The 14,163-nt window shown below is 69.3% G+C and carries 11 protein-coding genes and 2 riboswitches; of the genes, 9 read left to right on the forward strand and 2 right to left on the reverse strand.

All coding sequences use genetic code 11. The features are described from left to right. Positions 1-45: 45 nt before the first annotated feature. A complete protein-coding gene (gene hemN, locus A3AG_RS0114880; protein ID WP_240619847.1) occupies positions 46-1,503 on the reverse strand; it encodes an oxygen-independent coproporphyrinogen III oxidase in 1,458 nt (485 codons plus the stop codon). Between the two features lie 210 nt (positions 1,504-1,713). On the opposite strand from hemN, the gene A3AG_RS0114885 reads away from it, so the two are divergent. After that, entirely contained in the window at positions 1,714-2,841 is a 1,128-nt protein-coding gene (locus A3AG_RS0114885) for an ABC transporter substrate-binding protein (protein WP_018006180.1), read from the forward strand. Between the two features lie 23 nt (positions 2,842-2,864). On the opposite strand, the gene A3AG_RS0114890 is transcribed toward A3AG_RS0114885, so the two are convergent. Then, positions 2,865-4,970 carry a UvrD-helicase domain-containing protein gene (locus A3AG_RS0114890; RefSeq protein WP_026164203.1) on the reverse strand — a complete coding sequence of 702 codons (2,106 nt, stop codon included), beginning with the start codon at positions 4,968-4,970 and terminating at the stop codon, positions 2,865-2,867. Positions 4,971-5,241: 271 nt separating this feature from the next. On the opposite strand from A3AG_RS0114890, the gene A3AG_RS0114895 reads away from it, so the two are divergent. From A3AG_RS0114895 to A3AG_RS0114930, 8 genes are all read left to right on the forward strand, one after another. Further along, positions 5,242-5,469, forward strand: a complete 228-nt coding sequence (locus A3AG_RS0114895; RefSeq protein ID WP_012354259.1) for a glycine zipper 2TM domain-containing protein — start codon at positions 5,242-5,244, stop codon at positions 5,467-5,469. A gap of 74 nt (positions 5,470-5,543) precedes the next feature. Further along, positions 5,544-5,631: riboswitch (glycine riboswitch) on the forward strand. A 21-nt stretch (positions 5,632-5,652) separates the two neighbouring features. Continuing rightward, positions 5,653-5,778, forward strand: a riboswitch (glycine riboswitch). 96 nt (positions 5,779-5,874) lie between these two features. Next, positions 5,875-7,002: a glycine cleavage system aminomethyltransferase GcvT gene (gene gcvT / locus A3AG_RS0114900; protein WP_018006182.1), complete on the forward strand. Its 1,128-nt coding sequence runs from the start codon at positions 5,875-5,877 to the stop codon at positions 7,000-7,002. A gap of 100 nt (positions 7,003-7,102) precedes the next feature. Beyond that, a complete protein-coding gene (gene gcvH / locus A3AG_RS0114905; protein ID WP_018006183.1) occupies positions 7,103-7,483 on the forward strand; it encodes a glycine cleavage system protein GcvH in 381 nt (126 codons plus the stop codon). 98 nt (positions 7,484-7,581) lie between these two features. Continuing rightward, positions 7,582-10,512 (forward strand): aminomethyl-transferring glycine dehydrogenase, encoded by a 2,931-nt coding sequence (gene gcvP, locus A3AG_RS0114910; RefSeq protein ID WP_018006184.1) that lies wholly within the window; start codon positions 7,582-7,584, stop codon positions 10,510-10,512. A 93-nt stretch (positions 10,513-10,605) separates the two neighbouring features. Beyond that, entirely contained in the window at positions 10,606-11,982 is a 1,377-nt protein-coding gene (locus A3AG_RS0114915; RefSeq protein WP_018006185.1) for an L-serine ammonia-lyase, read from the forward strand. Positions 11,983-12,037: 55 nt separating this feature from the next. Next, positions 12,038-12,775 (forward strand): MBL fold metallo-hydrolase, encoded by a 738-nt coding sequence (locus tag A3AG_RS0114920; RefSeq protein WP_018006186.1) that lies wholly within the window; start codon positions 12,038-12,040, stop codon positions 12,773-12,775. Between the two features lie 29 nt (positions 12,776-12,804). Further along, positions 12,805-13,278 (forward strand): OsmC family protein, encoded by a 474-nt coding sequence (locus tag A3AG_RS0114925; protein ID WP_018006187.1) that lies wholly within the window; start codon positions 12,805-12,807, stop codon positions 13,276-13,278. A 19-nt stretch (positions 13,279-13,297) separates the two neighbouring features. Beyond that, complete coding sequence (locus A3AG_RS0114930; RefSeq protein WP_018006188.1) at positions 13,298-14,146, forward strand: alpha/beta hydrolase; 849 nt, start codon at positions 13,298-13,300, stop codon at positions 14,144-14,146. Positions 14,147-14,163 lie beyond the last annotated feature (17 nt).

Consider the following 14,163-nt stretch of genomic DNA (forward strand, 5'->3'; position numbering starts at 1 on the left):
GCGGGTTTTTTTTCGTCCGGGCCTGTCCGGCAACGATCTCTGGCGCTACACCACGCGCGAGTAGCGCGGCACGATGCGGATCGGCTGGGCGCCGTCGTTGGCGGCGCGCGCGCCGTTGTCGACCGCCCGGGCGGCGTCGTCGCGCAGGTAGCGGTCGAACACCATCGCCACGCGGCGCACCAGCAGCCGGCCCAGCGGTGTCACGGTGATGCGGCCGGGCTCGCGGCACACCAGCCCGTCGGCGGCCAGGCGCTCGAGGTCGGCCAGCTCCGCGGCAAACGTCCGGTTGAAATCGATGCCATGCCGCGCCTCGATCGCCGCCAGCTCCAGCAGGCCGTTGCACATCAGGTCGCCGATGAGCTCGCGCCGCAGGTGGTCGTCGGCCGTCATCGCCACGCCCCTGGCCAGCGGCAGGCGGCCCTGGTCGAGCGCGCCGTAGTAGTCGTCGAGCGTGCGCGCGTTCTGCACGTAGTGCCCCGCGATCGCGCCGATCGCCGAGATGCCGAGGCCGACCTGGTCGTAGCCGGCGTGCGTCGAATAGCCCTGGAAGTTGCGTTGCAGCCGGCCCTCGCGCTGGGCCACGGCAAGGTCGTCGCCGGGCAGCGCGAAGTGGTCCATGCCGATATAGACGTAGCCCGCGGCGGTCAGCCGCTCGATGGTCGAGACCAGGATGTCGAGCTTCTCGCCGGCCGCCGGCAACGCCTGTTCGTCGATGCGGCGCTGCGGCTTGAACACGTGCGGCAGGTGGGCATAGCTGTAGACCGACAGCCGCTCGGGGCGCAGCGCCAGCACCTGGTCGATGGTGCGGCCGAAGCGCGCTGCGGTCTGGTGCGGCAGGCCATAGATCAGGTCCAGGCTGACCGAGCGGAAGCCCAGCGCGCGCGCGGCATCGACCACGGCGCGGGTCTGCGCGAACGGCTGGATGCGGTGGATGGCCTGCTGCACCTCGGGATCGAAATCCTGCACGCCCAGGCTGACGCGGTTGAAGCCCAGTTCGGCCAGCAGCGCCATGCGGTCGTGGTCGACGCGGCGCGGGTCGATCTCGATTGAGTGCTCGCCATCGGCCGCCAGCGTGAAATGCGTGTTCAGCAGCGCCATCACGCGGCGCATTTCTTCCGGGTTCAGGAAGGTCGGCGTACCGCCGCCCCAGTGCGACTGGATCACCTCGCGGCGCTCGCCCAGCCGCCCGGCGACCAGCGCCATCTCGCGCCCCAGGTAGCTGACATAGCGCGCGCTGCGGCCGTGGTCGCGGGTGATGATCTTGTTGCAGCCGCAGTAGTAGCAGATGTTCTCGCAGAACGGGATATGCAGGTACAGCGACAGCGGCGCCGGCGCGTCGGCGCGGCAGGCGTCCAGCGCGTCGTGGTACAGCGACAGGTCGGGACCGTTGTGGAAGCGGTCGGCGGTCGGATACGAGGTATAGCGCGGGCCGTTGCCGTCGATGCGCCCGGCCAGCGCGCGGAAGTCGGAGAGCGCGCGGCGGTCGAGCGGGGGGGAAGTCATGGCAGACGGGGTCATGGGGGCGCGGGGGAATGGGTGTGCGACACGCCATCGTAGGACCGGGCCGGCGCTGGCGGCTTGACCGCCGTCAAGCGCGGGCCTGGGGCCCACCGGCGCCGTCCCCGCTGACGCACGCGTACGTCACATTGGCGTCATGCGTGCCGGGTACGCTGCGCGCCACCGCGCCCGCCGCGCTCCGTCATCGTCCCAGCCATGCCATTTTCCCGCCGCCCCGCCCCGCCCGCGCCGTACCTGCCGCTGCGCGACCACCCGCCGGCACAGGCCCCCCGGCGCCGGCTGCTTGCCGCGACCGGCCTGGCGCTGGCGCTGCCCGCGTTTGCTCCGCTGGCACAAGCGCCGCGCACGGTGGTGGTCGGGCATCTGGTCGACCGCAACGGCGCGCAGTCCGACCTGGCGCGCGACTACCTGGCCGGGGCCAAGGTCATGTTCGACGCGGCCAACGCCGCCGGCGGCCCGGTACGGATCCGGCACGTGGTGCGCGATGCGGACCCGGATCCGCGCCGCGCGCTGGCGCAGGCCGTGTCGCTGGCCGACACCGAACATGCGGGCTTGCTGTTCGGTCCCGGCGACCGGCTGCTGCCCGTGCTGGCGTCGTCGACCGAACTGGCCCGGCGCGGCATGCAGATCGTCGCGCCGCTATCGGGGCTGGCGCTGGCCGCCGACAATGTCTGGTTCACGCGGGCCGATTACCAGGCCGAACTGGACGCCGCCGTGCAACAGCTGCGCGGCTACGGGCTGACGCACGTCGCGCTGGCGGTGGCGCCGGATTTCGCGGTGTCGTCGCTGGCCCGTCTCGAGGCGCAGACCGGCACCCGCGCGGTGGCGCTGCAAGGCAACGGCGATGCCGCGGCGCGGCGCATCGCGGCATCGCGCCCGGGCGCGGTGATCGTCGCCGGCGACACCCTGGCCTATGCCGAACTGGGCCGGGCGCTGGCGGCGCAAGGATGGTACGGCTTCCTGGTCGGCCTGTCCGCGGTCAGCGCCAATGCCGCGCGCGAGATTTTGGGCCGCGGCTACGCCGGCGGGCTGGTGCTGACCCAGGTCGCGCCGGGCCCGCAGCAGGCCACCTTGCGGGTGGTGAAGGAACATGTGGCGCGCATGAAGCAGTACCTGGACGAGCCGCCGTCGCCGGCGACGCTGGCCGGCTATATCGGCGCCGCATGGCTGGCGCGGGCGCTGCAGGGCGCGGGCCCGGGCGGCGCGGCGGAATTGCGGCGCGCGCTGCAGAGCCGCGTCGACGTGGGTGACTTCACGCTCGACTTCACGCGCGGACAGCGCGGCTCGCAGTACGTCACGCTCGCGGTGTCCGCCGCGCGGTAGCAATGCGATAGCGCCGCAGCGGCTCAGCCGGCGGCCGCCTTGCCGCCGCTGCCCCCGTTCCCGAGCAGGGCCTTGAGCGCGCCAAGACGGTCCTTGGGGCTCATCGCCGGGGTCGCGTCGACCGGCGCGGGCGCCTCTTCCAGCTTCATCTCGCCGATAAAGCGCGACGGCTGGCACGAATAGGTCTCTCTCGCACGCTTGCGCTTCTTGCACCAGCTGACATGCAGGCTGCGCTGCGCGCGCGTAATGCCCACGTACATCAGGCGCCGCTCTTCCTCGATCTTCTCGTCGCTCATGTCCTCGTCCTCGCGGCAATGGGGCAGGATGCCCTCCTCCACGCCGACCAGGAACACATGCGGATACTCCAGCCCCTTGGACGCATGCAGCGTCGACAGCCGCACCGCGTCGGGGTCTTCCTCGCGGCCTTCGAGCATGCTCATCAGCGCCACGGTCTGGGTCAGCTCCAGCAGGTTCTTGCCGTCGCTGCCGAAGCCGTCGGCGGTGTCGAAGCCGGTGGCTTCCGCACCGTCCGCGCCTTCGGGCTTGGTGCCCTTGCGCTTGAGCCAGTCGAGGAATTCCAGGGTATTGGTCCAGCGCGACTGCGCCTGCCGTTCGTCGAAGCTGTCGTACAGGTAGGCCTCGTAGTGGATGCCCGCCATCAGGTCGTCGAGCACCTCGGTGGCCGGGTCCTTCGCCGCGCGGTCGGCCAGCCGCACCATCGATTCGCAGAACACGCGCAGCGGCTCCAGCTGGCGCGGCTGCAGCTTGCCTTCGATGCCGCCCATCATCGCCGCCTCGAACAGCGACACCTTGGCCTGGCCGGCAAAGGTGCCCAGCACTTCGAGCGTGGTGTTGCCCACCCCGCGCCGCGGCGTGGTGATGGCGCGGATAAAGGCGGGATCGTCATCGGGGTTGGCGATCAGGCGCAGGTAGGCGCAGATGTCCTTGATTTCGGCCTTGTCGAAGAAGCTCTGGCCGCCCGACAGCACGTAGGGGATGCGCTCGCGCCGCAGGATCTGCTCGAACAGCCGCGCCTGATGGTTGCCGCGGTAGAGGATGGCATAGTCGCGGAACTGCGCGCGGCGCTCGAACTTGTGCGCCGACAGGCGGAACACAACCGACTCGGCCTCGTGCTCCTCGTCGTTCATCGTGTGGATGGCGATCGGGTCGCCCATGCCGTGCTCGCTCCACAGCTTCTTGTCGAACAGCTTCGGATTGTTGGCGATGACCGCGTTGGCCGCTTCCAGGATGCGCACGGTGGAGCGGTAGTTCTGCTCCAGCTTGATCACCTTCAGGTCGGGGAAGTCGGTCTGCAGCCCGCGCAGGTTGTCCAGCGTGGCGCCGCGCCAGCCGTAGATGGCCTGGTCGTCGTCGCCCACCGCGGTGAAGGCCGGCGCGCGCAGATGCGAGCCGCCGGCGAGCAGCTTGAGCAGCTGGTACTGGCAGGCGTTGGTGTCCTGGTACTCGTCGACCAGGAAGTAGCGCAGGCGGTTCAGCCACTTGAGCCGGACCGCTTCATCGCGCGCGAACAGTTCCGCCGGCAGCCGGATCAGGTCGTCGAAATCCACCGCCTGGTAGGCGTTCAGCGTGGCGACGTAGTTGCGGTAGACCAGCGCGGCCTGGTGCTCGTCGGCATTGGCGGCCTGCGCGATCGCGGCCTCGGGATCGACCATGCCGTTCTTCCACAGCGAGATCGTGCTCTGCACGCCGCGGATCAGCTTCTTGTCGGTGGTGCCCAGCTGCTCCTGGATCAGCCCGAAGCAGTCGTCCGAATCCATGATCGAGAACTGCGGCTTCAGGCCGACATGCTCGGCTTCCATGCGCAGGATCTGCACGCCCAGCGAGTGGAAGGTGCAGACCGTCAGCTGCCTGAGCGGGATGCGCTTGCCTTCGCGCGTGGTCTTGCCTTCCATCAGCTTGGCGATGCGCTCCTGCATTTCCTTGGCCGCCTTGTTGGTGAAGGTGACGGCGGCGATATGGCGCGGCTCGAAGCCCTTTTCCTCGATCAGATGCGCGATCTTCTGCGTGATCACCCGGGTCTTGCCCGAGCCCGCGCCGGCCAGCACCAGGCAAGGCCCGTCCAGGTAGCGGACGGCTTCGGATTGGGCGGGGTTCAGGCCATGGGTCATGCGGGCGGGCGTCGGGGGCGGCAGCGGAATCGAGGGAAAAGAAGGGATTTGCCGGCATCCCGTCACCCGGGCCTGCGGCAAAGCTGCCGATGTTAACACGCTCGCCGCGGCGGGTCAGTCAGCGCACGCCGCGAGCGCGGGCCCGGCTGTGTCACTGGCGTAACACTTCGTAAAGACCGGAGCCAATGGCATGACGCGACACTCTAATCAGTGTGTCCCCCGGTCCGCCGGATCGCCTGGGCATGCATCAATCATCACATCGGAGCCAGCAATGAAAACCCTGCAAACTTTGACCAAGGTGACCCTGATCGGCATGACGGTCGCGGCCTTTGCCGGTTGCGCGGACATGACCCCGAAACAACGTAATACCGCGATCGGCGCAGGTGCCGGCGCGGTGGGCGGCGCCGTGCTGACCGACGGCAGCGCCCTGGGTACGCTGGGCGGGGCGGCAGTAGGCGGTGTCATCGGTAACGTCGTCACCGACGACAAGAAGAAGTAAGCACTGCCGCGCAGCGACGGGTACGGTGGCCTCTGCCTTGGTTTGACAAAGGCGGGGCCCTCCCGTACATTGCGCGCATCCGACCGGGAGAGCGCGCATCGCCTGCGCCGCCGAAGGGGTATCACCCGAAAACTCTCAGGCACCACGGACCGGTCGGATCGGCATGCAACATGCACACGATGCATGCCGCACTCTGGAGAGCGGCACCCGCCATTCGTGGCGAGCGTGCCCACCGAAGGGGCGCGCGAGGGTTGGGGTCCACGGGATCCGCCTCGTAATCTCTCAGGTATCGAGGACAGAGGGGTCATCCGCCGCAGCGGATCGCTTGCCATATTGGCGTAGCGATGGTTGCGGCGGATGGCCCTTTTTTTGTTTTCGCCAACCGAGACTGCCCCCGAGGATTCCATGACGCTCCAGGCCACGCCCCTCAACGCTATCCACCGCGCCCTCGGCGCCCGCATGGTCGACTTCGGCGGCTGGGACATGCCGGTCAACTATGGCTCGCAGATCGAAGAGCACCATGCCGTGCGCAACGATGCCGGCATGTTCGACGTCTCGCACATGTGCGTGGTCGATCTCGCCGGCGCCAATACCCGCAGCTTCCTGCGCGGCCTGCTCGCCAACAACGTCGACAAGCTGCAGACGCCCGGCAAGGCGCTCTATTCCTGCATGCTCGACGAGAACGGCGGCGTCATCGACGACCTGATCGTCTATTTCTTCGCCGAGGACCGTTTCCGCCTGGTGGTCAACGCCGGCACCGCGGTCGGCGATATCGACTGGATCCGCGCCCGCAACGACGCCACCGGCAGCGGCGTGACCATCACGCCGCGCCGCGAGGACGTTGCGCCCGCCGGCGTGGAGCCGCTGGCGATCGTCGCGGTGCAGGGGCCCAACGCCCGCGCCAAGGTGTGGAGCACCTTCCCGTCGACCCAGCCTGCCGACGCGCTCAAGCCGTTCAACGCGGTGGTGGTGCAGGACCCGGCGCTAGGCGAAGTGATGGTGGCGCGCACCGGCTACACCGGCGAAGACGGCTTCGAGCTGGTGGTGCCGGCCGCCAGCGTCGCCGGCTTGTGGGAAAAACTGAATGCCGCGGGCGTGCGCCCGGCCGGCCTCGGCGCACGCGACACGCTGCGCCTGGAAGCCGGCATGAACCTGTACGGCCAGGACATGGATATCAAGGTCTCGCCGCTGGACGCGGGCCTGGCGTGGACCGTCGACCTGCAGAGCGAGCGCGACTTCACCGGCAAGGCGGCGCTGGCCGCGGCGGGTTCGCGCCGGCAGTTCCTCGGCCTGATCCTGCGCGACAAGGGCGGCGTGCTGCGCGCCCACCAGAAGGTCATCACCCCCGCCGGTGACGGTGAAATCACCAGCGGCACCTTCAGCCCCTCGCTGTCGCAATCGATCGCCTTCGCGCGCCTGCCGCAGGGCGTGAACGTCGGCGACACCGTGCAGGTGGAGATCCGCGACCGCAAACTCAACGCGACTGTGGTTAAACTGCCGTTTGTGCGTCATGGCAAGGCACTCGTGAGCTAAGGGGAAAGCCCCGCTCACCCAACGGTCGCCCTCGCCTGCCGGCAGCGTTGCCGGGCAGGCATCACCCAACAAGAATCAGATCTGAATCCGGAGAACCTTCATGAATTTCCCCGCTGACCTCAAGTACACCGAGTCGCATGAGTGGGTGCGCGTCGAAGCCGACGGCACGCTCACCATCGGCATCACCGACCACGCACAGGACGCGCTGGGCGACATCGTCTTCCTGGAACTGCCGGAAGTGGGCAAGTCGGTCGGCGCCGGCGACGCGCTGGCCGTGGTCGAGTCGGTGAAGGCCGCTTCCGACATCTACGCGCCCGTGGCCGGCGAAGTGATCGCCGTCAACGAGGCCGCCACCGCGGCGCCGGAAAGCGTCAACGCCAACGCCTTCGACGCGTGGCTGTTCAAGCTCAAGCCGGCCAACGGCGACGACGTCAACGGCCTGATGTCTGCCGACGCCTACAAGGCCAGCGTCGGCGCCTGATCGCCCGCCGGTCCCGCGTGCGGGACCGGCACACCGCATTCGCGGCGCCGCGGCACGGCTGACCACCTTCCGCCGCGCCCTCCACGAGGTTCTTGCCCATGAACGCCCCGCTGCCCATGAACGCCGCCCAAGCAACCCGGCCCACGCTGGCCGAACTGGAGGCGCGCGACGCCTTCGCCGCCCGCCATATCGGCCCCGATACCCCCGAGCAGCAGCACATGCTGAAGGTGCTCGGCTATGACAGCCGCGCCGCGCTGATCGACGCCGTCATCCCCGCCGCCATCCGCCGCCGCGACGGCATGCCGATGGGCGAGTTCACCGAGCCGCTGAGCGAAGAGGCCGCGCTGGCCAGGCTGCGCGCGCTGGCGGGCAAGAACAAGGTGCTGAAGAGCTTCATCGGCCAGGGCTACTTCAACACCATCACGCCCGGCGTCATCCTGCGCAATATCTTCGAGAACCCCGCCTGGTACACCGCCTATACGCCCTACCAGCCGGAAATCTCGCAAGGCCGCCTGGAGGCGATGCTGAACTTCCAGCAGATGGTCACCGACCTCACCGGGCTGGATATCGCCAACGCGTCGATGCTGGATGAAGGCACTGCCGCGGCCGAAGCAATGACGCTGCTGCAGCGCGTGAACAAGCACGACTCCAATATCTTCTTCGTCGCCGACGACGTGCTGCCGCAGACGCTGGAAGTGGTACGCACGCGCGCGCTGCCGCTGGGCATCGAAGTGAAGGTCGGTCCCGCCGCCGACGCCGCTGCCGCGGGCGCCTTCGGCGTGCTGCTGCAGTACCCGGGCGTGAACGGCGACATCAATGACTACCGCGCCATCGCCGACGCCGTGCACGCCGCCGGCGGCCTGGTGGTGGCCGCTGCCGACCTGCTTGCGCTGACGCTGATCGCCGCGCCGGGCGAATGGGGCGCCGACGTCGCCGTGGGCAACTCGCAGCGCTTCGGCGTGCCGCTGGGCTTCGGTGGCCCGCACGCCGGCTACATGGCGGTGAAGGATGCGTTCAAGCGCTCGATGCCGGGCCGCCTGGTCGGCGTGACCATCGACGCGCAGGGCAACCAGGCCTACCGCCTGGCGCTGCAGACCCGCGAGCAGCATATCCGCCGCGAAAAGGCGACCTCCAACATCTGTACCGCGCAGGTGCTGCTGGCAGTGATGGCATCGATGTACGCCGTGTACCACGGTCCGCAAGGGCTGAAGCGCATCGCCCAGCGCGTGCATCGCCTGACCGCGACGCTCGCCGCCGGGCTGGAGCAGCTCGGCTTTGCCCGCACCAACGCCACCTTCTTCGACACGCTGACGCTGGAAACCGGCTTCAACACCGAAGCCATCCATGCCGCCGCCACCGCGCGCGGCATCAACCTGCGCCATGCCGGCGCCACGCGCGTCGGCATCTCGCTGGACGAGACCGCCACCCGCGACGACGTCGTCGCGCTGTGGGAAATCTTCACGCAAGGCAAGCCGCTGCCGGCGGGCCTGGACTTCGACAAGCTTGAAGGCGCCGCTGGCGACGCCTTCCCCGCCGAACTGGCGCGCACCAGCGCGTACCTGACCCACCCGGTGTTCAACACCCACCACGCCGAGCACGAGATGCTGCGCTACCTGCGCATGCTGGCCGACAAGGACCTGGCGCTGGACCGCACCATGATCCCGCTGGGCTCGTGCACGATGAAGCTGAACGCCACCAGCGAGATGATCCCGGTGACCTGGCCCGAGTTCAGCCAGATCCACCCGTTCGCGCCGCTGGACCAGACCGTCGGCTACCGCGAGATGATCGACCAGCTCGAGGCCATGCTGTGCGCCGCCACCGGCTACGCCGCGGTCAGCCTGCAGCCCAACGCCGGCTCGCAGGGCGAGTACGCGGGCCTGCTGATCATCCATGCGTACCACGCCAGCCGCGGCGAAAGCCACCGCGACATCTGCCTGATCCCGTCGTCGGCGCACGGCACCAACCCGGCGTCGGCGCAGATGGCCGGCATGAAGGTGGTGGTGGTGGCCTGCGATGAAAACGGCAACGTCGACCTGGAAGACCTGGCGAAGAAGGCCGAGCAGCACAGCAAGAACCTGGCGGCGATCATGATCACCTACCCGTCCACGCACGGCGTGTTCGAGCAGGGCGTGCAGCAGATCTGCGAGATCGTGCACAAGCACGGCGGCCAGGTCTATGTCGACGGCGCCAACATGAACGCGATGGTGGGCACCGCCGCGCCGGGCCAGTTCGGCGGCGACGTGTCGCACCTGAACCTGCACAAGACCTTCTGCATCCCGCACGGCGGCGGCGGCCCGGGCGTGGGCCCGGTTGCGGTCGGCGCGCACCTGGCGGACTTCCTGCCCAACCAGGACAGCGTCGGCTACCGGCGCGACGAGCGCGGCATCGGCGGCGTGTCGGCGGCGCCGTTCGGCTCGGCCAGCATCCTGCCGATCTCGTGGATGTATATCGCGATGATGGGCTCGGCCGGCCTGACCGCGGCGACCGAGAACGCGATCCTGGCCGCCAACTATGTCGCCAAGCGCCTGGCGCCGTACTACCCGGTGCTCTACACCGGCCAGCACGACCTGGTCGCGCACGAGTGCATCCTGGACCTGCGCCCGCTGCAGAAGGAAACCGGCATCAGCAATGAAGACGTGGCCAAGCGCCTGATGGACTACGGCTTCCACGCGCCGACCATGAGCTTCCCGGTGCCGGGCACGCTGATGATCGAGCCGACCGAGTCCGAAGCGCTGCATGAGCTGGACCGCTTCATCGACGCGATGATCGCAATCCGCCAGGAGATAGGCCGCGTCGCCGACGGCACCTTCGACCGCGACGACAACCCGCTCAAGCACGCCCCGCACACCGCCGCGGTGGTCACCGCCAACGAGTGGACCCACCAGTACACGCGCGAGGAAGCCGCCTATCCGGTGGCGTCGCTGCGCACGCAGAAGTACTGGCCGCCGGTCGGCCGTGCCGACAACGTGTACGGTGACCGCAACCTGTTCTGCGCCTGCGTGCCGGTCAGCGACTACGTGGTGGACTGAGCCGGCACCCCGGCCAGAAGCTAAGCTGTACTCAGGGGCGCCGCGCAACGCGGCGCCCGCCGGCTTGGTCCGGCGTCAATCTGGAGGCCGTCCGTGGCAGTCAGCGTATTCGATCTGTTCAAGGTGGGCATCGGCCCGTCGAGCTCGCACACCGTGGGGCCGATGCGCGCGGCGCTGATGTTCGCGCAGGGGCTGGAGCGCGACGGGCTGCTGCCGCAAGTCGCCAGCGTGCGGGTGGAGCTGTACGGCTCGCTCGGCGCCACCGGCAAGGGGCACGGCACCGACAAGGGCGTGATCCTGGGGCTGATGGGCGAGGCCCCCGACACCATCGATCCCGATGCCATCGACGCGCGCCTGGCCGCGTTGCGCAAGTCGCGCGAGCTGTCGCTGCTGGGCCGCCACATCGTGCCCTTCGTCGAAAAGGAGCACATCGCGTTCTACCGGCGCGAGGCGCTGGCCGAGCATCCCAATGGCATGAAGTTCCATGCCTTCGACAGCAGCGGCGCGAGCCTGCGCGAAGCGCGCTACCTGTCGGTGGGCGGCGGCTTCGTGGTCACGGCGGGTGCGCCCAACACCCAGGTGCTCAATGCCGCGCAGCAGCTGCCGCACCCGTTCCGCAGCGGCAAGGACATGCTGCAGATGGCGCAGGACAGCGGCAAGAGCATCGCCCGGCTGATGCTCGAAAACGAACTGACCTGGCGCAGCGAGGCCGAGGTCGTCAATGGCCTGCTGCATATCTGGGACGTGATGCAGGCCTGCGTGGCGCGCGGCTGCCGCACCGACGGCGAACTGCCGGGCCCCTTCAAGGTAAAGCGGCGCGCGCCCGAGCTGTACCGCAGCCTGACCGAGCGCGCCGAGCGCACGCTGTCGGACCCGCTCTCGGTGATGGACTGGGTCAACCTGTACGCGATCGCCGTCAATGAAGAGAACGCCGCCGGCGGGCGCGTGGTCACGGCGCCGACCAACGGCGCGGCCGGCATCATCCCCGCGGTGCTGCACTACTACGACCGCTTCGTGCCGGGCGCCAGCCGCGAGGGCGTGGTGGACTTCCTGCTCACCGCGGGCGCGATCGGGCTGCTGTACAAGCTCAACGCGTCGATCTCCGGCGCCGAAGTCGGCTGCCAGGGCGAAGTTGGCGTGGCCTGCTCGATGGCGGCCGGCGCACTCGCCGCGGTCACCGGCGGCAGCCCGGCGCAGGTGGAGAACGCCGCCGAGATCGGCATGGAGCACAACCTCGGCCTGACCTGCGACCCGGTCGGCGGACTGGTGCAGATTCCGTGCATCGAGCGCAACGCGATGGCGTCTGTCAAGGCGGTCAACGCGGCGCGCATGGCGCTGCGCGGCGACGGCACGCACTACGTGTCGCTCGATTCGGTGATCAAGACCATGCGCGAAACCGGGGCCGACATGAAGACCAAGTACAAGGAAACCGCACGCGGCGGCCTGGCGGTGAATATCGTGGAGTGCTAGCGCAGGTGCGGCGTATCATGGCGGCGTTCCCCGGGCAAACAACAAGAGGACGGCCATGCAGACCTTCCACCAGCTGTTCGACGAGACCTCGTCCACCTTCACCTACCTGCTGATCGACGCCGCCACCGGGGACGCGCTGCTGATCGATCCGGTCGACCACCAGCTGGAGCGCGACCTGAGGCTGCTGCAAGCGACCGGCGCGCGCCTGGCGTGGGTGATCGAGACCCACGCCCATGCCGACCACATCACCTCGGCCGGCCACCTGGCCCTGCAGACCGGCGCGCATACCGCGGCACCGTCCGGCTGCGACATCAAGCCCGCGCACAAGCAGCTGATCGACGGCGACACCGTCGCGTTCGGCAAGCAGGTGCTGCGCGCCATCCATACCCCCGGCCACACCGCCGGCAGCATGAGCTACCTGTGGGAAGAAGCCACCGCCGACGGCATCGTGCGCCGCGTCTTCACCGGTGATGCGCTGCTGATCGACGGCTGCGGCCGCACCGATTTCCAGTCCGGCGACGCCGGCACGCTGTACGACAGCCTGACCCGCAAGCTGTTCGCGCTGCCCGACGACACGCTGGTCTATCCGGCCCATGACTACAAGGGCTGCACGGTGTCCACCATCGGCCATGAACGCGCGCACAACAGCCGCGTCGCCGGCCGCACGCGCGAGCAGTTCATCGAGATGATGCGCAACCTGAACCTGCCGCGCCCCAAGCTGATCGATGTCGCCGTGCCAGCCAACCAGCGCCTGGGCCTGCGCGATGGCGAGAGCGTGCCGCACGGCGCCTGAATTCTTTCCCCACACCGAGGAGTCCCTGCATGTCCACCTACACCGCTGAAGTCCTGTGGCAACGCGACGGACAGGATTTCGCCGGCAACCGCTACAGCCGCCGGCATCTGCTGCGCTTCGACGGCGGCGCGGAAGTGCCGGGCTCGTCGTCGCCGCATGTGGTGCCGCTGCCGATGTCCGATGCCAGCGCGGTCGACCCGGAAGAGATGTTCATCGCCTCGCTGTCGAGCTGCCACATGCTGTGGTTCCTGTCGCTCGCGGCCAGGCAACGCCTGGTGGTCGACCGCTACCTGGACGCGGCCACCGGTGTGATGGAAAAGAACGCCGACGGACGCATGGCGATGACGGTGGTGACGCTGCGCCCGCAGGTCACGTTCGGCGGCGAGCACGAACCGACGCGCGAACAGCTCGACGCCCTGCACCACGCCGCGCACGAGGCCTGCTTTATCGCCAACTCGGTCAGGACCGAGGTGCGCTGCGAACCGGTGTACGCCGGCGCCTAGCCCCGCCAGGCACACGGCCATGCCCGCCAGCGTGCTGCCCGCCGCCACGGCACCGTCGACGCCGCCACGGACGGCGCGGACGCGCCTGTGGTGCTGGCTCGCCGCGGCCCTGGCGGGCCTTGCCACGATCGCCATGCTGCAGGACCACTTCCTTTATTTCCCCGAACGCGCGTCGGCCGACGACATGGTTTCGCCCGGCCTGCGCGCGTGGCCGGGTCCGGACGACTTCCGCGGACTGGTGGCCGAGCCGCGCGGGCCGGTGCGCGCCACCGTGATGGTGTTCCATGGCAACGCCGGACATGCCGGGCATCGCGACTACTACGCCAGCGCGCTGGCGCCGCTGGGCATCCGCGTGATCCTGGCGGAGTACCCGGGGTACGGGCCGCGTCCCGGCGCGCTGGGCGAGCGCAGCTTTGTCGCCGACGCGGAACAGTCGATTGCGCTGGCGCGGCGCCAGTTCGACGGCCCGCTGCTGCTGATCGGCGAATCGCTGGGAGCTGGCGTGGCGGCGGCCGCGGCGGCGCGCCAGCGCGACAGCGTTGCCGGGGTCCTGCTGATCACGCCGTGGGACAAGCTGGCGCACCTGGCCTCGCACCACTATCCCTGGCTGCCGGCCGGCTGGGTGCTGCGTGACCGCTACGACAGCGTCGCCAACCTCGCGGGCTTCGGCCGCCCGGTAATGGTGGCGGTGGCGGAACGCGACACCATCGTGCCGGCGCGCTACGGCGAGGCGCTACACGCGTCGCTGGGCGAACCGCGTCGCCTGGCGGTGATCGCCGGCGCCGGGCACAACGACTGGAGCGCGCATGTCGACGCCGGCTGGTGGCGCGACGCGCTGGACTTCCTGCTGCCGCGCCAGCAGCGCTGAGACCTGGCCGGAGTGGC

The sequence above is a fragment of the Cupriavidus neocaledonicus genome (assembly GCF_000372525.1).
Classification (GTDB): domain Bacteria; phylum Pseudomonadota; class Gammaproteobacteria; order Burkholderiales; family Burkholderiaceae; genus Cupriavidus; species Cupriavidus neocaledonicus.